The sequence below is a fragment of the Pseudoalteromonas sp. NSLLW218 genome (assembly GCF_015864775.1).
In the GTDB taxonomy this organism is placed as follows: domain Bacteria; phylum Pseudomonadota; class Gammaproteobacteria; order Enterobacterales; family Alteromonadaceae; genus Pseudoalteromonas.
Genome location: NZ_JADYWO010000007.1, coordinates 166,354 through 185,055, shown reverse-complemented (window position 1 = coordinate 185,055; position 18,702 = coordinate 166,354). Strand labels below are relative to the sequence as shown.

The 18,702-nt window shown below is 38.9% G+C and carries 16 protein-coding genes and 2 tRNA genes; 12 read left to right on the top strand and 6 right to left on the bottom strand.

All coding sequences use genetic code 11. From position 1 onward, the window contains the following. Positions 1–181 precede the first annotated feature (181 nt). The gene (locus I6E80_RS12515; protein WP_007376853.1) at positions 182–676 is read left to right on the top strand and encodes a CvpA family protein; all 495 of its coding nucleotides are present in this window, start codon (positions 182–184) and stop codon (positions 674–676) included. 18 nt (positions 677–694) lie between these two features. Continuing rightward, positions 695–2,221: an amidophosphoribosyltransferase gene (gene purF, locus I6E80_RS12510; RefSeq protein WP_024600093.1), complete on the top strand. Its 1,527-nt coding sequence runs from the start codon at positions 695–697 to the stop codon at positions 2,219–2,221. A 100-nt stretch (positions 2,222–2,321) separates the two neighbouring features. On the opposite strand, the gene I6E80_RS12505 is transcribed toward purF, so the two are convergent. Next, complete coding sequence (locus I6E80_RS12505) at positions 2,322–2,921, bottom strand: Yip1 family protein (RefSeq protein WP_197185665.1); 600 nt, start codon at positions 2,919–2,921, stop codon at positions 2,322–2,324. A 206-nt stretch (positions 2,922–3,127) separates the two neighbouring features. On the opposite strand from I6E80_RS12505, the gene miaE reads away from it, so the two are divergent. Continuing rightward, positions 3,128–3,889: a tRNA isopentenyl-2-thiomethyl-A-37 hydroxylase MiaE gene (gene miaE / locus I6E80_RS12500; RefSeq protein WP_197185664.1), complete on the top strand. Its 762-nt coding sequence runs from the start codon at positions 3,128–3,130 to the stop codon at positions 3,887–3,889. Here miaE and I6E80_RS12495 read toward each other — a convergent pair. The 3 genes from I6E80_RS12495 to I6E80_RS12485 all read right to left on the bottom strand — a co-directional run bounded on the left by I6E80_RS12495 (position 3,886) and on the right by I6E80_RS12485 (position 6,040). After that, positions 3,886–4,680, bottom strand: a complete 795-nt coding sequence (locus I6E80_RS12495) for a transporter substrate-binding domain-containing protein (protein WP_197185663.1) — start codon at positions 4,678–4,680, stop codon at positions 3,886–3,888. The two genes, miaE and I6E80_RS12495, sit on opposite strands and share 4 nt — an antisense overlap. Positions 4,681–4,734: 54 nt before the next feature. Next, positions 4,735–5,472: a UDP-2,3-diacylglucosamine diphosphatase gene (locus I6E80_RS12490; RefSeq protein WP_197185662.1), complete on the bottom strand. Its 738-nt coding sequence runs from the start codon at positions 5,470–5,472 to the stop codon at positions 4,735–4,737. A 76-nt stretch (positions 5,473–5,548) separates the two neighbouring features. Further along, positions 5,549–6,040, bottom strand: a complete 492-nt coding sequence (locus I6E80_RS12485; protein ID WP_024600098.1) for a peptidylprolyl isomerase — start codon at positions 6,038–6,040, stop codon at positions 5,549–5,551. A 155-nt stretch (positions 6,041–6,195) separates the two neighbouring features. Here I6E80_RS12485 and cysS point away from each other — a divergent pair, with 155 nt between their 5' ends. Beyond that, a complete protein-coding gene (cysS, locus tag I6E80_RS12480) occupies positions 6,196–7,575 on the top strand; it encodes a cysteine--tRNA ligase (protein WP_024600099.1) in 1,380 nt (459 codons plus the stop codon). Positions 7,576–7,647: 72 nt separating this feature from the next. Here cysS and folD read toward each other — a convergent pair whose 3' ends face one another. Beyond that, complete coding sequence (gene folD, locus I6E80_RS12475) at positions 7,648–8,502, bottom strand: bifunctional methylenetetrahydrofolate dehydrogenase/methenyltetrahydrofolate cyclohydrolase FolD (protein WP_002958348.1); 855 nt, start codon at positions 8,500–8,502, stop codon at positions 7,648–7,650. 352 nt (positions 8,503–8,854) lie between these two features. Here folD and I6E80_RS12470 point away from each other — a divergent pair. From I6E80_RS12470 to I6E80_RS12435, 8 genes are all read left to right on the top strand, one after another. Further along, positions 8,855–8,931: transfer RNA gene (locus I6E80_RS12470), tRNA-Pro, on the top strand. A 70-nt stretch (positions 8,932–9,001) separates the two neighbouring features. After that, positions 9,002–9,078 (top strand) — tRNA-Pro (locus tag I6E80_RS12465). A 378-nt stretch (positions 9,079–9,456) separates the two neighbouring features. Further along, positions 9,457–10,761 carry a trigger factor gene (gene tig / locus I6E80_RS12460; protein WP_197185661.1) on the top strand — a complete coding sequence of 435 codons (1,305 nt, stop codon included), beginning with the start codon at positions 9,457–9,459 and terminating at the stop codon, positions 10,759–10,761. A gap of 164 nt (positions 10,762–10,925) precedes the next feature. Continuing rightward, a complete protein-coding gene (gene clpP, locus I6E80_RS12455; protein WP_024590978.1) occupies positions 10,926–11,543 on the top strand; it encodes an ATP-dependent Clp endopeptidase proteolytic subunit ClpP in 618 nt (205 codons plus the stop codon). A 135-nt stretch (positions 11,544–11,678) separates the two neighbouring features. After that, on the top strand, positions 11,679–12,962 hold the full coding sequence (gene clpX, locus I6E80_RS12450) for an ATP-dependent protease ATP-binding subunit ClpX (RefSeq protein WP_002958344.1): 1,284 nt from the start codon (positions 11,679–11,681) through the stop codon (positions 12,960–12,962). Between the two features lie 151 nt (positions 12,963–13,113). After that, entirely contained in the window at positions 13,114–15,483 is a 2,370-nt protein-coding gene (lon, locus tag I6E80_RS12445) for an endopeptidase La (RefSeq protein WP_024600101.1), read from the top strand. Between the two features lie 183 nt (positions 15,484–15,666). Continuing rightward, positions 15,667–15,957, top strand: coding sequence for an HU family DNA-binding protein (locus I6E80_RS12440; RefSeq protein WP_157823336.1), 291 nt, complete (start codon positions 15,667–15,669; stop codon positions 15,955–15,957). 171 nt (positions 15,958–16,128) lie between these two features. Then, a complete protein-coding gene (locus I6E80_RS12435; RefSeq protein WP_076924469.1) occupies positions 16,129–18,030 on the top strand; it encodes a SurA N-terminal domain-containing protein in 1,902 nt (633 codons plus the stop codon). Positions 18,031–18,138: 108 nt separating this feature from the next. Here I6E80_RS12435 and I6E80_RS12430 read toward each other — a convergent pair whose 3' ends face one another. Then, positions 18,139–18,630, bottom strand: coding sequence for a VOC family protein (locus tag I6E80_RS12430; protein ID WP_197185660.1), 492 nt, complete (start codon positions 18,628–18,630; stop codon positions 18,139–18,141). Positions 18,631–18,702 lie beyond the last annotated feature (72 nt).

The window sequence follows — 18,702 nt, the reverse complement described above, 5'->3', positions numbered from 1 at the left end:
TGTATCACAAGCCTTTTTTATTTATTTATATTTGTTTTTATCATTATCTTTATCTCATAATACCCATTCTATAATGTTAATTTTTTGTATTGACTACAACCCAGTAATCTCCCGTTTAAACTTGCATACTAACGATGTTTGGGTATAGAATGCGCCCCAAATTAGCGACTAATTGGTTCTTATGATCTGGGTTGATTACGCCATTATTGGCATCATTGCATTGTCTACCATCATCGGTTTAATACGCGGCTTTGTAAAAGAAGCAATGTCATTAGCGGTATGGGCTGGCGCCTTTATCATCTCTAGCTTATTTTACCAATATTTAGCTTCCTTCCTAACAACCATTTCTGAACCCCTTTTAAGAAATGCTGCGGCCATAGCCATATTATTCTTTGCGACGCTACTGTTAGGCGGTTTACTAAACTATATTTTAGGTGAGCTTGTACATCGTACTGGTTTATCGGGTACCGACCGTGTTTTTGGCATAGTGTTTGGTGCTCTACGAGGCGTGTTGGTCGTGAGCGCGTTACTCTTCTTTCTTGATGCTTTTACTGGTGCACCCAATACGCACTGGTGGGGCAATTCTATTTTGATTCCAGAATTTGGCTTTGTAGTTGAATGGTTCTTTTCGTACCTAGAAAACAACTCGAGCTTTTTAAATTCAGTAAACCGTTAATCGGCGAGGATAAATTACATGTGTGGTATCGTTGGAATAGTCGGAACATCCCCTGTGAATCAGGCGATTTATGATGGCTTAACTGTTTTGCAGCACCGTGGTCAAGATGCCGCGGGTATCATTACCATTGAGAATAATACGTTTAGCTTACGCAAAGCAAATGGCCTTGTGAAAGATGCCTTTCACACCCGTCATATGAAACGACTCCAAGGTACAATTGGCCTTGGCCATGTGCGTTATCCTACAGCAGGATCTTCAAGCTCATCTGAAGCACAACCTTTTTATGTTAACTCACCGTTTGGTATAGCGCTTGCCCATAATGGCAACCTTACTAATGCAGAAGCTTTAAAAGAGCAGTTATTCTCAGAAGCACGTCGTCACGTTAATACAACGTCAGACTCTGAAATTTTACTTAATATCATGGCACATGAATTAAGTAAGTCTGATAAGTTGCATTTAGACCCTGAAGATATTTTTACTGCGGTAACCGAAGTAAACAATAAAGTAAGCGGTGGCTATGCAACGATTGCTATGATTATCGGCCATGGCATTGTTGCTTTTCGCGACCCTAATGGTATCCGCCCACTTGTATTTGGTAAACGCGAAACCGAAAAAGGTACTGAGTACATGTTTGCCTCAGAAAGCGTTGCGTTGAAACCGGATGGTTTTGAGTTTGTACGTGATGTTGCACCTGGTGAAGCTATATATGTTACAGAAGAGGGTGAATTCCATTCACTTAGTTGTGCTGATAAGGCATCTTACTCGCCGTGTATTTTTGAATTTGTTTATTTTGCTCGACCTGACTCAACAATAGACCGTATGTCTGTGTATGCAACACGTGTAAATATGGGGACTAAACTAGGCGAAAAAATTGCACGCGAATGGGCAGACAAAGATATTGATGTAGTTATCCCAATTCCAGAAACTTCATGTGATGTAGCGCTGGAAATTGCACGTGTACTTGATTTACCGTATCGCCAAGGTTTTGTTAAAAACCGTTATATTGGACGTACATTTATCATGCCTGGTCAGGAAATGCGTAAAAAGTCAGTGCGTCAAAAGCTAAACGCAATTGATCGAGAATTTAAAGGTAAAAATGTATTATTGGTTGATGACTCAATTGTTCGTGGTACAACATCAGCACAAATTGTTGAAATGGCCCGAGAGTCTGGTGCTAAAAACGTTTACTTTGCATCAGCGGCACCTGAAATACGCTTCCCTAATGTGTACGGTATTGACATGCCTTCAGCAGCTGAGCTTATTGCTCACGGACGTGAAGTAGAAGATATTAATGCAAGCATAGGGTCTGACGGTTTAATCTTTCAATCGTTAAAAGATTTAATTGCAGCAGTTAGCCAAGAAAATCCTGAAATTACTAAGTTTGAAACTTCAGTATTTGATGGCCAATATATTACTGGCGATATTGATCAAAACTATTTAAATCGAATTGATAAGCTACGTAACGATTCAGCAAAAAGCACCCGCGAAAGTGCGATGTCTTCAAGTTTAGAAATACACAACCAAGACGAAAACGAAGCTGATTAATGGTTATTGATAAAAACTATTAAATATAAAAAAAGGAGCTAATTAGCTCCTTTTTTGCGAAGGAAAGAAAGGGAATATTTCTATCAAACACGACTCTTTATTAAGTAAACATAGGGCTAACAATCCCATTTGTCCAAAGCATCGCTGTTACAGCTAAAATAATAACCAGTAATATTAATCCACACGTTACTACCGAGCTGGCGTAAATAAAGCCACGCTCTTCGGGGATATGCATAAGTATAGGTACGCCGGTATAGAGTAAATAGACCGAGTAAGCTAGTGCAATAATTCCAGCGCAAACTACAAACCAAAGTACAGGCCAAAAAGCGGCGAGTGCTGACATAAACACTGGCGTTGCAGTATATGCTGCAAGTTCAAGTGTTTGTGTAAATGTAGGTTTAGAACCAAATGTAACGGCCATCCAATGGGCTAAATAAGCCAATGCGAATACGCCTGCTATTAAAGCAAAATACATTGCACCTGCAATTAGCACAGCACTATCGTGTGTTAAAAATACGGGATCGCCGGCACCTATACTCCACCCTAGATAAACAGATGAGTAGTAGCCCATTATTGAAGGGAATAAAGCAATCAATAAAATATGTGACAAACTATAGGTTAAACTTTCATGGCGATTATCTATTGTTTGCCATTCTTCAAGTGGATGAGCATAAATGCCCCAGAGGTGATTCAATATCATAGTGCTTACTCCATAAAAGGAACGTATTACTGTTTTGGTTGGTTTATTTTTATACAGTCTTTGTACAGTTATGGTTCACTTATTTTGCAAAGTCAAGTTAACTAGCTATTAACATTATCAAGTCGGTAAGTGCTTTGATTTATCCCAAGCAAAATTTCGTGTTAAAATAACGGTCTATCAAATTTATTTAGTAATGAGCAGTCAACGTGCCACATAGCCAACTTTTAGAGCCGATTAATAACTTTTTATTGTGTACCACCCCAGAGCAGTGGGTGCAGCAAGCAATTAAAAAAGAAAACTTATCAGTCATTTTAATAGATCACTTAATTTGTGAATTAAAAGCAGCTCAAAGTGCGATGTTTTTAATACGTAGATACGCGGTAGATAAAGAGGGTAGTGATGCATTACTCGAGTGGCTAAAGCCATTTGAAACGCTTATTTATAAACGAGAAGGTAATTGGCGCGATCTGGCAGCTAAAAATAAGCTAACTAAATCCATAATTCCTAAATCGAGTTCTCCATATGGGCAAGGGCTAATCGATAAAATGGTTTTGCTGATAAAAGAAGAGCTACATCATTTTTATCAAGTTCTCGAAATTATGGACGAGTACGGTGTTGAATATCGTAGTATTACACCATGTCGTTACGCAAAAGGTATGCTTCGTCATGTTAAAACGTTCGAGCCTGATGCATTAGTCGATAAGCTAATAGTAGGCGCTTATATTGAGGCGCGTTCGTGTGAGCGTTTTGCAAAGCTTGCACCGCATGTTGATAAACGCTTAGGTGATTTTTATATTTCGTTGTTACGTTCAGAAGCGCGTCATTACCAAGATTATTTAACTTTAGCGCAAGAAATTGCTGATTTTGATATTACCGAACGCGTAAACTTTTTTGGTGAAAAAGAAAAAGAGTTAATTTCTACAACCGATACTGATTTTAAATTTCATAGCGGTATTCCTACTGTTTAAATACCCTCATTTTCTTTTAAAAAATTAATATATTCTGTTATTTTCTGATTGCTGAAATTATGTTTTTTCATAATTTTAGCAATGCGACCATTGTTAATTATTATATCAATTCCTCTATTAAATTTTTGTAAGTATTCTTTGGCCCTATAATTTGATTTAGAGACAACTAAATATAGTTTATGAGAAGCAAGATCTGGCGATAAATACTCAATATTATTATCATCCGAATCTTCGCTTTTAGTGTTTTCAAGCCAATATTTTCCAACCTCTTTAGTACCCGCGACTAAATCAATACGCCCTTGTTGTAGTAAATATAAGCTTGTAGGAAGGCTTTTAGTGGACGTTATTGCCAGATCCGTATTTCTAGCAAACTCTTGGCTTACAACGGCATTGTCTTCTATACCAATACTATAAGGAGTTAATGATTGAACTGTACCATCGAAATTAATAATACTTTCTTTTCGCTTAAAAACTCCTGAGTGAGCAACTGCAAGTGGACGGGAGTAGTAAAAAACTTCATTTCTTTTTAATGAATAAAAAGCACCTAAAATAGCTGTTTTTCTGTTTTTTTCTAATAGCTTTAAAGCGCGATTCCATGTCGTAAACTCTACTTCGCTATTAATACCTTGTGTTTTAAGTGCTGATTGGGCTATTTCATATAACCAACCATTATTGGGCAAGTTTTCGCTAAAATAGGGAGGGTAGTTTTCAGTAACAATTTGCCATGTTTGTTCGCTAAATACTTTTGTTGGAATGGCAATTACTACGATGAAAATTAACAGCTTAATCATTAAACCTCTCACTATTATTCAAATGTATAGATAAATAATAGTCAGAATTTTAAATTATGCGAAAGGCGTGCTAATTAATTCTTGTGATTGAGGGGTAACGACTAAATAAGAGCCTTGGGTGTACCAGTCACCTAGCACTGTGCGAGTAAGTGTTTGTTCATTAACTTTATACGTATGAACATTAGGGCGGTGAGTATGACCATGAATCATATTCGTAACGTTATGTTTGGCAAAGGTTGCAAGTACAGCTTCATCGACAACGTCTAAAATTTCGATAGGTTTATCAGCCTGGCTTAATTTACTTTTTTCGCGGGCATTACGCGCTATTTTTTTACGATACCAAAGCGGCATTGCAAGCATCAATTTTGGCCACCACCAACCACGGCTCTTTTTACGAAATTTTTGATACTCAGTATCTTGAGTACACATTTCGTCGCCATGTAAAATTACGGTAGGCGTACCATATAAATCAATGACTGTTTGTTCATCGAGTAATGTCATTGCGGCCATGTTGGCATACTGCTTGCGCATAATGAAATCACGATTGCCATGGATAAAGTAAACAGGTGTGCCACCATCATTAATGGCGCTTAAATGTTTTGCTACATCGGCACTCAGAGCAGTAATGTAGTCATCTCCAACCCATACTTCAAAAAAATCACCCAAAATATAAAGTGCATCTACATCTTTATTTAGTATATGTGTATTTAAAAAGTCAAAAAATGCAGCGCTGATGTCGGGGCGGTTTTCGCTTAGGTGTAAATCTGCAATAAAGTAAGTTTGGTGAGTCATAGGTTAGTCTATTTTTTATTAAATAAAAGCGGGCAGATGCCCGCTTAAGTGCTCACAATAGTGTAAGCAAACGCTATTAGCTAACAGTAACACTTTCGATGATCACATCTTCAAGAGGTACGTCTTGGTGAAAACCAGTACTACCTGTTGCAACTGCTTTAATTTTATTTACTACGTCCATGCCTTCTACTACTTCAGCAAAAACACAATAACCCCAACCTTGCGATGTTTCGCTGCTATGGTTTAAAAAGTCGTTGTTGTTCACGTTAATGAAAAACTGTGCTGTAGCTGAATGAGGATCAGGTGTACGTGCCATAGCTAAAGTGCCTACTTTATTAGACAGACCGTTATTAGCTTCATTTTGAATTGGGTCGTTTACTTCTTTTTGTTCCATACCTGGAACAAAACCACCGCCTTGAACCATAAAACCATCGATTACGCGATGAAAGATAGTGCCGTTGAAAAAATCAGCATTTGCGTACTCTAAAAAGTTTTTAACTGTGTTTGGAGCTTCTTTCTCAAACATTTTAATGGTGATGTCACCAAAATTAGTGTGTAGAACAACCATGTGTTTTCCTATATCCGGTTTAAATATTGGCGCTATTTTATCGTAGTTGGCTAAGATTAACAAAGTAGATGTTTGGTTTGTTATAAAGCGCTAGAGCAGGGGCTTTTCAAGTGGTAACATAACTGTTCAAGTAAATAGTCAAGGACTCAAAGTAAATGGTAAATATATACAACACACTCACGCGACAAAAAGAGCAATTTAAACCTATGGTCGAAGGAAAAATCGACATGTATGTGTGTGGTATCACCATTTATGATTACTGCCATATTGGACACGCTCGTACTTTTGTAGGTTTTGACGTTATTGTGCGCTACTTACGTCATATTGGTTACGATTTAAAATATGTGCGAAACATTACAGATATCGACGATAAAATAATTAAACGGGCGAATGAAAATGGTGAGTCAATAAATGACTTAACTGTGCGCATGACTAAAGCAATGCATGAAGATTTTGATAGTTTAAATATGCTACGCCCAGATATTGAACCAACAGTTACAAGCCATATGGATGAAATTATCGTTATGGTTAAGCGCTTGATTGAAAAAGGCCATGCCTATGTTGCAGCTGACGGCGATGTTTTGTTTGATGTATCAACGTTTGAGCAATACGGTGCACTTTCTCAGCAAGATTTAACGATGTTGCAATCAGGTTCTCGCGTTGAAGTGGCTCAAGATAAAGACGATCCACTTGATTTTGTGTTATGGAAAAAAGCAAAAGCAGGTGAACCATCATGGTCATCACCGTGGGGTGAAGGGCGACCGGGTTGGCATATCGAATGTTCGGCAATGAGCTCAAAGCACTTAGGTGAGCATTTTGATATTCACGGTGGGGGGTCTGATTTACAGTTTCCACATCATGAAAACGAAATTGCGCAATCGTGCTGTGCAAACAACGGCAAGTATGTGAATACATGGATTCATACTGGCATGGTTCAGGTAAACAAAGAAAAAATGTCTAAGTCGTTAGATAACTTTTTTACTGTGCGAGAAGTTTTAAAAGCATACGATGCCGAATCTGTTCGTTACTTTTTAATTTCAGGCCATTACCGCAGCCAACTAAATTACTCACAAGAAAATTTAGACCAAGCGCGTTCATCACTTGAACGTATTTATACAGCGCTTCGTGATGTAGAACCGGTAGAGTGCGATTTAGAAGGCAATGAGTTTGTTGCTAAATTTAGAAAAGCAATGAATGACGACTTTAATACCCCAGAAGCACTACCTGTGTTGTTTGAACTTGCTAAAGAACTAAACCGCGTGAAAGACACTGATGCAGGCCAAGCTGGCAAATTAGCCTTTATATTGCGCAGCCTTGGTGAAGTGCTAGGGGTTGCTCAACAAGCACCGGAAGCTTTTTTACAAGGCGGGCAAGATGACGACGAAGTTGCGACAATTGAAGCATTAATTGTGAAACGTAATGAAGCACGTGCGAGTAAAAACTGGGCTGCTGCTGATGAAGCACGTGATGCGCTTAATGCATTAGGCGTAATACTTGAAGATTCAGCCGGTAAAACAACGTGGCGTAAAGCGTAAGCGTTTAAAGTAATTCACGTTTAACTAAAAAAGGGTTGCCAAATGGCAACCCTTTTTTGATTTTTTAACTGCTTAACTGTGATATTTCTCACATGCTTCAAGTGTGTTTTCAATTAAGCTAGCGACCGTCATCGGGCCAACGCCACCCGGTACAGGTGTAATAAAATGCGCTTTTTGTTCAGCTACACTGTATTGAACATCACCGACTAATTTACCCGTATCTAAACGGTTAATGCCTACATCGATAACGATAGCGCCTTCTTTTATCCAATCTCCAGGTATAAATTCAGGTTTACCCACTGCCACAACTAATAAGTCAGCGCGGCGAACATGTGTTTCTAAGTCTTGAGTAAACTTATGGCACACTGTGGTTGTACAACCGGCTAATAAAAGCTCTAACGACATTGGACGACCAACAATATTTGACGCGCCAACTACCACGGCATGCATCCCTTTATAACGTACACCCGTTGAATCAAGTAAGGTAATAATACCTTTAGGCGTGCATGGGCGAAGAGCAGGCATACGCTGTGCTAATCGGCCAATGTTATATGGATGAAATCCATCAACATCTTTATGTGGGGTAATGCGTTCTAAAATCTTTTCAGCATCAAGGCCTTTTGGCAGTGGTAACTGCACTAAAATCCCATCAACTTCGGCATCATTATTTAGCTCGTCAATTAAATCTAAAAGAGTTTGCTCTTGTGTGTCTGCTGGTAAATCAAATGATTTAGAGATAAAGCCAACTTCTTCACAGGCTTTACGTTTTGAACCAACATAAACTTGGCTTGCTGGATCAAGTCCAACGAGCACTACTGCAAGTCCTGGTGCACGTAAACCATTTGCTACACGTTCACTTACGCGTTCTGCTACAGCGCTACGTACTTGTTTTGCGATTGCCTTACCATCAATGATGTTTGCCGTCATGGGTGACCTTTAATTGGGGTTAATTAACTAGATACCGATACTCTAAAAACGAGTGCATAATAAAATAGGGGTAAAAATGCTAATAAAGAAAACATACTCTTTATATAACTCGTTTTATAATGTGCCTACTATTTTCGCAGAAAAGCATAGCAGCGCCAAGTTGCTTTTAATGTATATAACATTTGAGTTGTTAAATAGTTTAAATTTCAGCCTACTATTGTAATATTTAACCATTGTGCACTAAAAATGAGCACTTGATTGGTTTTATTAAAAAAACGTTTGACCTAACCCCGTCAAATCACTATTATGCACCCCGTTGTCAACGAGGTCACTCGCTAACAATAATAAGTTTCGGCGATTAGCGCAGTTTGGTAGCGCACTTGGTTTGGGTCCAAGGGGTCGCAGGTTCAAATCCTGCATCGCCGACCATTTTCTTAAAATGGTCTTAAACTCTCAGTTTAAGTGTTCAGTATGAAAAAAGAAGTTAACTCTTCAATGTCGGCGATTAGCGCAGTTTGGTAGCGCACTTGGTTTGGGTCCAAGGGGTCGCAGGTTCAAATCCTGCATCGCCGACCATTTTCTTATCTAGTAAGAATAATAAATAAAATCCTCTAAGTTATAAATCTAAATTCGTTAGCCTTTAATTCTATTAAATAATTTGTATTTTATTCTATTCAATGCTCAGTTAGCCTGTTTTTTATTCAGTTAGTCTCTATAGTCCCTTATCTAGTCCAAATAATTGCCCCCTATACTCGACTATCATAAATATTAGGTTATAATGCCGCGTCTATTGTTTAACATAGTGCCCGAAGGGCAAAGCAGCAATGGTATCTCATGGTAGCGACGGATGCTTTTAAGTGTGAAAAACCGCTTAAACTTTATCAAGACTCATGCAGATCACTTTGTTTGTAAAGGAAGGCGAACAGTCGCCAAAATTGAATATTGAGGTAAATCATGCAAGTTTCTGTTGAGACGACCCAAGGCCTTGAGCGCCGTATAACTATCACCGTTCCTTCAGAGAACGTTGAGACCGAAGTAAAAAAACGCCTACAACAACTGTCAAAAACACAGCGTATAGATGGTTTCCGTGCTGGTAAAGTTCCAGTATCTGTAATTAACAAGCGTTTTGGCCCTGCAGTTCGTCAAGAAGTTGCTGGCGAAGTAATGCAACGTAATTTTTACGAAGCAATCGTTTCTGAAAAAATCAATCCAGCTGGCGCGCCTACATTCGCACCTAAATCACTTGAAGCAGGTAAAGATTTAGAGTTCTCAGCAACGTTTGAAGTTTACCCTGAAGTTGAAGTTCAAGGTTTAGATAAAATTACTGTTGAGAAACCAGCGGTAACAGTAACTGACGAAGATTTAGCTAACATGCTAGAAACACTTCGTAAGCAACACGCTGAGTGGGCTGATGTTGATACAGCTGCTGGCGAAAACGACCGTGTAACAGTTGATTTCGTAGGTACTATCGACGGTGAAGTATTTGAAGGCGGCAAAGCTGAAGACTTCCCATTAGAACTTGGTCAAGGTCGTATGATCCCAGGTTTTGAAGATAACATCGTAGGTAAAAAAGCAGGCGAAGAAGTAGTTGCTGATGTAACTTTCCCTGATGATTACCACGCTGAAAACTTAAAAGGTAAAGCGGCTCAATTCACTATCACAGTGAAAAAAGTTGAAGCGCAAGAGTTACCAGAATTAAGCGAAGAGTTTGCAACTAAATTCGGTGTTACCGAAGGCGGCGTAGACGCGCTTAAAGAAGAAGTTAAAAAGAACATGACACGTGAGCTAGACCAAGCGGTTAAAGCAAGCGTTAAAGACCAAGCAATCAAAGGTCTTTTAGCTAACAACGAAATCGAAGTGCCTAAAGCACTAGTTGATCAAGAAGTTGATGCTCTACGTCAGCAAGCAGCTCAACGTTTTGGCGGCGACGCTCAAAACATGCCAGAGCTTCCTGCTGAATTGTTCCACGAGCAAGCTGTAACACGTGTTAAAACTGGCCTTTTATTAGGTGAAGTGATTAAAGTTAACGAGATTAAAGTTGATGACGCTAAAGTTGAAGCATTAATTGCAACGGTAGCTTCTGCATACGAAGATCCAACTGAAGTAGTAGAATACTACAAAGGTAATGATCAACTTATGCAGCAAATGCGTAATGTAGCAATGGAAGAGCAAGCTGTTGAAGCTATTTTAGCTAAAGCAGTTGTTACTGATGTTGAAAAAGCATTTGATGACATCATGAATCCACAGCAAGGTGCTTAATAAGTCATTGACTTAAGCTCTCGCTAACGATTAAATGGCTCGTGCTACTCTGTTTATACAGCGTGCCCGGGCCATTTTAGTTTTTGGCTCTAAATTTGCGAAAAACGATAACTATGCTTCCTTATAATAAGGATAAGTATAAGCGCATAAGGAATTAAATAAGTATGAATACTGGTATTACAGATCCCCTAAATGCATTGGTCCCAATGGTTGTTGAACAAACACCAAAAGGCGAGCGCTCGTATGATATTTATTCGAGATTATTAAAAGAGCGTATTATCTTTTTAACAGGTCAAGTTGAAGACAACATGGCAAATCTGATTTTAGCGCAAATGCTATTTTTAGAATCAGAAAATCCTGATAAAGATATCTTTTTATATATTAACTCACCAGGTGGTTCAGTAACTGCGGGTATGGCTATTTACGACACAATGAACTTCATCAAACCAGATGTAAGTACAATATGTGTAGGTCAAGCTGCAAGCATGGGTGCTTTTTTACTTACTGCTGGCGCTAAAGGTAAACGTTTTTGTTTACCAAACTCTCGTGTGATGATTCACCAACCATTAGGTGGTTTCCAAGGTCAAGCATCTGACTTTGAAATACACGCTAAAGAAATTCTGTCTATTAAAGCTAAGCTTAATCGCTTAATGGCTGAGCATACAGGCCAACCATTGGATATTATCTCTAAAGACACAGATCGTGATAACTTTATGAGTGCCACGCAAGCTGTAGATTACGGCTTGGTAGACTCAGTTTTTACAAATCGCGATAAAAAGTAAGCGCTTGGTGAGCGGGATTGCCTGTTTGCCACTTTGAGTTACTATGCGAAAACTAATAAATTTTGGTATAGTTAAAGCGTATTGAAATAGCCGCCAACAGTTTTGGTGGCCAACGTAATAAAATGAGGTAGCTGAATGTCTGACACTCCTACAGACGGCGACAAAAGTAATAAATTGTTATACTGCTCTTTTTGTGGCAAAAGCCAACATGAAGTGCGTAAATTAATTGCAGGCCCTTCAGTATACGTTTGTGATGAATGTGTAGAGTTGTGTAACGATATTATCAGGGAAGAGATCAAAGACATTGCTCCTAAGCATGATACGTCTGACAAACTACCTGTACCAAAAGAAATTCGTAAACACTTAGACGATTATGTTATTGGCCAAGATCATGCTAAAAAAGTATTGTCTGTTGCCGTTTATAACCATTATAAACGCCTGCGTAACCAATCGACTAAGCAAGACATTGAATTAAGTAAAAGTAATATTTTGCTTATCGGTCCAACAGGTAGTGGTAAAACATTACTTGCAGAAACGTTAGCGCGTCTACTTGATGTGCCGTTTACTATGGCCGATGCCACTACATTAACCGAAGCAGGTTATGTAGGTGAAGATGTTGAAAACATCATTCAAAAGCTTTTACAAAAGTGCGATTACGATGTTGAAAAAGCGCAACGTGGCATTGTTTACATTGATGAAATTGACAAAATTTCTCGTAAATCAGATAACCCGTCAATTACGCGTGATGTATCGGGCGAGGGCGTTCAACAGGCGCTACTTAAACTGATTGAAGGCACCGTTGCTTCTGTTCCACCGCAAGGTGGTCGTAAACATCCACAACAAGAGTTTTTACAAGTAGATACTTCTAAAATCTTGTTTATTTGTGGTGGCGCATTTTCAGGTTTAGATAAAGTAATTGAGCAACGTAGCCACAAAAATACCGGTATCGGTTTTGGCGTTAGCGTAAAAGAGTCTGCGGCGAGTCGTTCTTTAAGTGAAACATTTAAAGACGTAGAACCAGAAGATTTAGTTAAATACGGCTTAATTCCTGAGTTTATAGGTCGTTTGCCAGTAGTTGCTACGTTAACAGAACTTGACGAAGCTGCTCTTGTGCAAATATTAAGTGAACCTAAAAACGCGATTACTAAACAGTTTTCAGTATTGTTTGGTATGGAAGACGTTGAACTTGAGTTCCGTGATGATGCCTTAGCTGCAATTGCCCACAAAGCAATGGAGCGTAAAACAGGTGCACGTGGTCTTCGTTCAATCGTTGAAGGTGTGTTGCTTGATACTATGTACGAACTTCCTTCAATGGATGACGTAAGCAAAGTGGTTATTGATGAAACCGTTATTAAAGGTGAGTCAGACCCAATCTTGATTTATGAAAATAATAAACAAGATAAAGCTGCATCAGAATAGTTTTTAAGCTATTTGAGTGAAAAAAGGAGCCTTAGGCTCCTTTTTTTATAATTAATTTAATCGAGTAAGGGAAAATTGTTGAACTTTAATTAGGTTATCCCCATATACTTGAGTAATCTTTAAAATAAATTAAGTGCGAAGAGAAACTATAATGACGCTTGAGAGAACCGACCGAGTCGAAATCCCAGTCCTTGCACTGCGCGATGTTGTGGTATATCCGCACATGGTGATCCCGCTTTTTGTAGGCCGTGAAAAATCAATAAAATGCCTAGAAGCGGCAATGGACAAAGACAAACAAATTTTCTTGGTTGCACAAAAAGATGCAACTGTAGATGAACCTGAGCAAGAAGATATTTATCGTATCGGCACTATTGCCACTGTACTTCAGTTATTAAAATTACCGGACGGTACAGTTAAAGTTTTAGTAGAAGGTACACAGCGCGCACAAATCGAAGAATTTGTAGATAACGAAGACTTTTTTGTAGCTAATGCTCAATTTATTGAATCTGATTCGGTAGACGAGAAAGAACAAGAAATTTTTATTCGTAGCGCAATTAGCCAGTTTGAAGGCTATGTAAAGCTAAATAAAAAAATTCCTCCTGAAGTACTAACTTCAGTTTCAGGTATCGATGAGCCAGCGCGCCTTGCTGATACAATGGCAGCCCATATGCCATTAAAAGTACCTGAAAAACAAAAAGTGCTAGAAATTTCAAACGTGACAGAACGTCTTGAATATTTAATGGCATTAATGGAAGGCGAAATAGACTTACTGCAAGTTGAGAAGAAAATTCGTACCCGCGTTAAAAAGCAGATGGAAAAGTCACAGCGCGAGTATTACCTCAATGAGCAAATGAAAGCCATTCAAAAAGAATTGGGTGAGCTTGATGATGTACCTGATGAATTTGAAGCACTTAAAAAGCGCATTGAAGAATCGGGTATGCCAACAGAAGCACAAGACAAAGCGACGACAGAGCTTAATAAGCTTAAGATGATGTCGCCAATGTCTGCAGAGGCAACTGTAGTGCGTTCATACATTGATACGTTAATTAACGTACCTTGGAAAAAACGCTCTAAAGTGAAAAAAGATTTAGCGGGCGCGCAAAAAATTCTTGATAGCGATCACCATGGCTTAGATAAAGTAAAAGAACGCATTATCGAGTACCTCGCGGTACAACAGCGTACTAATAAGCTTAAAGGGCCAATTTTATGTTTAGTTGGGCCACCAGGTGTTGGTAAAACATCGCTAGGGCAATCTATCGCGCGTTCAACTGGTCGTAAGTATGTGCGTATGGCATTAGGCGGCGTACGTGATGAAGCTGAAATTCGTGGTCATCGCCGTACATATATCGGTTCAATGCCAGGTAAGTTAATTCAAAACATGACAAAAGTGGGCGTTAAAAATCCATTATTCTTGTTAGATGAAATTGATAAAATGTCAGCTGACATGCGTGGAGACCCAGCATCAGCTCTATTAGAAGTGCTTGATCCTGAGCAAAATAGCCATTTTGCTGATCATTATCTTGAAGTAGATTACGATTTATCTGATGTTATGTTTGTAGCAACATCAAACAGCTTTAACATTCCTGGCCCATTACTGGACCGTATGGAAGTTATCCGCTTATCGGGTTACACCGAAGATGAAAAGTTAAACATTGCAAAAGAGCACTTAATTACTAAACAAGTAAAACGTAACGGCTTAAAAGAGTCTGAAATTGAAATTGAGGATAGTGCAATTATTGGCATTATTCGTTACTACACACGTGAAGCGGGTGTACGTAACCTTGAGCGCGAAATTTCAAAACTATGCCGTAAAGCCGTTAAAAATATCTTACTCGAAAAAGACACTAAAACAGTGACTATCAATCAAGATAACCTAGAAGACTTTTTAGGTGTGCAACGCTTTGATTATGGTAAAGCTGAAGACGGCGACCGTATTGGTCAAGTTACAGGTTTAGCATGGACAGAAGTTGGCGGTGATTTGCTAACAATCGAATGTGCGGCTGTACCAGGTAAAGGCAAGTTAACTTATACCGGTTCACTGGGCGATGTAATGCAAGAGTCGATTCAAGCGGCAATGACGGTAGTACGTAATCGTGCAGATACATTTCGCATAAATAGCGACTTTTACGAAAAGCGTGATATTCACGTACACGTACCTGAAGGAGCAACACCAAAAGATGGCCCAAGTGCGGGTGCAGCAATGGTAACAGGTCTTGTATCTAGCTTAACGGGTAACCCTGTACGAGCAGATGTTGCAATGACCGGTGAAATTACGTTACGTGGTGAAGTACTTCCTATTGGTGGCTTAAAAGAGAAATTATTAGCAGCTCATCGTGGTGGAATTAAAACAGTCATCATTCCAAAAATTAACGAACGTGACTTAAAAGAGATCCCAGACAACGTGCTGGCAGGTCTTGATATTCACCCAGTTACTTGGATTGACGAGGTGTTAAAGCTTGCTTTAGTGCATCCTGTTGAGAGTTTTTCGGTCGAAACACCTAAAAACCAAGAAAAAAGCTAAAAAAAGTGCTTTTTAGGGCTTTTCAAATCTAAACGGTATGATAAGTTAAGCACTGGTTTTCAAGCCTAGCCCTTATGGGGCGTAGGCTTAAGAAAAATATAATCATGTGAGCATTAAAAGTTTGCTCTACAATTTTCAAAAAAGTGATGTTAGTTTAAAAAACCATCGCTCTTGATAATAACAATGAAAGAGGATGATATTGTGAATAAATCTCAATTAATCGATCAAATCGCAGCTGATGCTGACATTTCTAAAGCGGCTGCAGGTCGTGCACTAGATTCATTCATCGAATCTGTATCTGGCGCGCTAAAAGAAGGCGACTCAGTTGCACTTGTTGGTTTCGGTACTTTCTCAGTACGTGACCGTGCTGCACGTTCAGGCCGCAACCCGCAAACTGGTGAAACAATCCAAATTGCTGCTGCAACTATTCCTGCTTTTAAAGCCGGTAAAGCGCTTAAAGACGCAGTAAACTAATCACTGTTTTAAACACATTAGTTATGGCGAGTGTAAAGTTACTGATTCACCACAACAGATGAATTAAGTAACTTTACCGCCAGTTACTTCAAGTGAAAAAGCGTATCTGGTAAGATACGCTTTTTTTACATGTGACAAGGTAAAATACCTTGATCAAAAAGAGATAAACAAATGCTTGAGAAAATCAGAGAAGGTTCGCAAGGACCTGTAGCCAAAATAATTTTAGGCGCGGTGATTTTATCTTTTGCCTTAGCAGGGATCGGTAGTTACTTAGGTCAAACCACAGAACAACCCGTTGCTGAAGTAAATGGAATTAAAATTAGTCAAACCGATTTTAACCGTGCTTACCAAAATGAACGAAGCCGTTTAGAGCAACAATTTGGTGAATACTTTACACAAATTGCCGCTGATCCAAATTACATGGCGCAAATTCGCCAAGGTGTAGTTGACCGCTTAGTACAACAAGAATTGCAATCACAGCTAGCGGCTGATTTAGGCCTTCGCGTAAGCGACGAAAGTGTACGTAAAACAATTTTAGAACTACCGTACTTTCAAATTGGTGAAAAGTTTAATAACGATCGTTACTTACAAGTAATTCGTCAAATGAACTTTCAACCAGATGCTTTTCGTGAATACTTACGTAAAGATATGACACGTAGTCAGGTAGTATCTGCTGTTGCAGGTACAGACTTTGCACTAGAGAGCGAGCTTAAAAGCGCAATCGCTCTGCAGCAGCAAACTCGAAGCATTGATTACTTAGTTATTAATAAAGAAGCACTTGCCGCGAACGTAGAAGTATCAGAGCAAGAAGTGTCTGATTACTACGAGCTAAACGCATCACAATTTTTATCTCCAGAGCTTATCTCAGTAAGTTATATTGAGCTTAAAGCATCAGATATTAATGTTGAATCGGTAACCGAGGATGACGTTAAAGCGTATTACGAGCAAAATAAAGCACAATACGTTGAGCCAGAAAAGCGTCGCGTATCACATATCTTAATTGATAACAGTGAAGACGATGACGCAGCAAAAGAAAAAGCCAATGCACTTCATGCACAACTAGAACAAGGTGCAGACTTTGCTGAGTTAGCAGAATCATCATCTGACGATATCGTTAGTGGCGAAATGGGCGGCGATCTTGAATGGATAGAACGTGACGTAATGGACCCTGCATTTGAAGATGCGACTTTCGCACTTCAAAACAAAGGTGACATTTCTGAGGTTGTTGCTTCTGAGTTTGGTTATCACATAATTAAACTTACAGACATTCAACCACAACAAGTTAAAGCGTATGACGATGTTAAAGCTGACTTACGTGCTGAACTAGAACAAGCTGAAAAAGTAGATGCATTTTACGAAAAGCAAACTGAAATGGGTGCACTTGCATTTGAAATTTCAGACCGCTTAGACGATGCTGCAGAAGTTGCTGAAGTGGAAGTTAAATCTACGCCTCTTTTAGCACTTAATGCTCTTCCGGAGCCGTTAAACAGCCCTGCAGTTGTAACAGCACTAACATCAGTTGATTTACTTGAAGATAAAGTAAACTCTGAAGTTATTGAGCTTGGTGAGGAGCATGCAATTATTGTTCGTATTAACGAGCATAAAGCTGCTGCTACTAAACCGCTGGATGAAGTAAGCGAGCAAATTAAAGCGCGTTTAGTTAATGAAAAATCATCAGAGCTTGCTAAAGAAAAAGCGCGTAGCTTATTTGCAGAAGTACAAGCAGGTAAGAGCTTAAATGATGTAGCGAGCGAGCAAAGCTTAACTGTTCGTCAAGAAGCGCAGTTAACGCGTCAAAGCTATACTGTTTCACCTGCTATTGTGACTCAAGCATTCAAAATGGCTCACCCAGCAGACTCTGCGGTAGTTGAACTTGTTAATTTAAATAATGGTGATGCAGCAATTGTTGCGCTTAAGTCGGTAACAGATGCACAAGTTGCAGCTAATATTGATCCTCAAGCAAAACAAAGCATTACTATGGCGCAAGCTAATAAAAACTACATGGTGTTTATTGAAGCGCTGAAAGCAAATGCTGAACTTAACTTACCAACGGCTACACAAACTGTTGAATAATTAATTTTAGCTCATAAAGAAAGGCGCTTTTAAAGCGCCTTTTTTATTGTCTTGAGCAAAGTTGATATATTACCAATTCGCTTAATTAAGCATTATTGCGGATTGGTATTAATTACCTCTGGCAATAAACTCAATCCGATTGCCGCTAGGCTCTCTTATCATCATATGTTGGGTTGGACCTTTACCTAAGTTTTCTGGTGCAAACTCTATGATAATATTATTTTGCATTTTTAAGTGTGTATGTAGCTCGCTTAACTTTTTGATACTTTCAATACTGAGTGCTAAATGGTGTAGGCCCACATTTTCTGCCCGATTAAACTCCACACGTTTTTCATCATTTTTTACGCGCCATAATGTAATGGTTATTTTATTGTTTGATAAAAAATAAGCGGGATAGACAGGGTCATTTCCTAGCGTTTTAAAACCAAGTACATCAGTAAAAAATGCTTTGGATGCATTTAAGTTTGATACGGTTAAACCTAAATGATCAATGCCACCAACCCAACTTTTAGGGGCAGAGTTTTCGTCAGCTATTGAAGTTGTTGATAGCAGCAATAACGCTAATGATGAAATGCCTGTGAGTAATGTTTTTTTTAGCATAGATCCTCTTTATGGTTTTAGTTGTTAAATTACGCATTTAACAAAGACCTTCATAAACGAGGTTACATTGCA